This window comes from Nitratidesulfovibrio oxamicus (assembly GCF_015731765.1).
GTDB lineage: Bacteria > Desulfobacterota > Desulfovibrionia > Desulfovibrionales > Desulfovibrionaceae > Cupidesulfovibrio > Cupidesulfovibrio oxamicus.
In genome coordinates this window covers 1-555 of the sequence record NZ_VRYY01000779.1, presented here as the reverse complement: position 1 = coordinate 555, position 555 = coordinate 1, and the positions used below count along the sequence as shown (strand labels likewise).

Below are 555 nucleotides of genomic sequence, written 5' to 3'. Positions count from 1 at the left end.
CCGGCGCCTGGCCGCACGGGCGGCGGCCCGACGCATGGCCGCCACCCTGGGCGAGGCAGTGGGCGACACCGTGGGCTACCGCATGCGCCTGGATACCCGCGTGGGGCCGCGCACCCGCGTGGAAGTGGTGACAGAAGGCGTGCTGACGCGCATGCTCCAGGCGGACCCGGAACTGGCCGACGTGGGCTGCGTGATCTTTGATGAATTTCACGAGCGCAGCCTGCACGCGGACCTTGGCCTGGCGCTGTGCCTGGACTGTCAGGAGGGGCTGCGGCCCGACCTGCGGCTGGTGGTCATGTCGGCCACGCTGGACTGCGGCCCGGTGATCGCGCTGCTGGACGGCTGCCCGGCCATCGAAAGCGCGGGGCGCGCCTTTCCGGTGGATACCCGCCATCTGCCGCCCGTGCGCAACTGGCTGCCCTACGAGACGACTCGGCCCGGCGTGCTGGAGGACGCGGTGGCCGACGCCGTTCGCCGCGCCCTGCACGAGGAGCCGGGCAGCCTGCTGGTGTTCCTGCCGGGGGCCGGGGAAATCCGGCGCACGGCGGAAAGGCT

The 555-nt window shown here is 73.0% G+C and carries 1 pseudogene; it reads left to right on the top strand.

What is annotated here, in order from left to right:
• Positions 1-555 (top strand): annotated as a pseudogene (locus tag FVW20_RS18455) (ATP-dependent helicase HrpB); the annotation flags it as partial.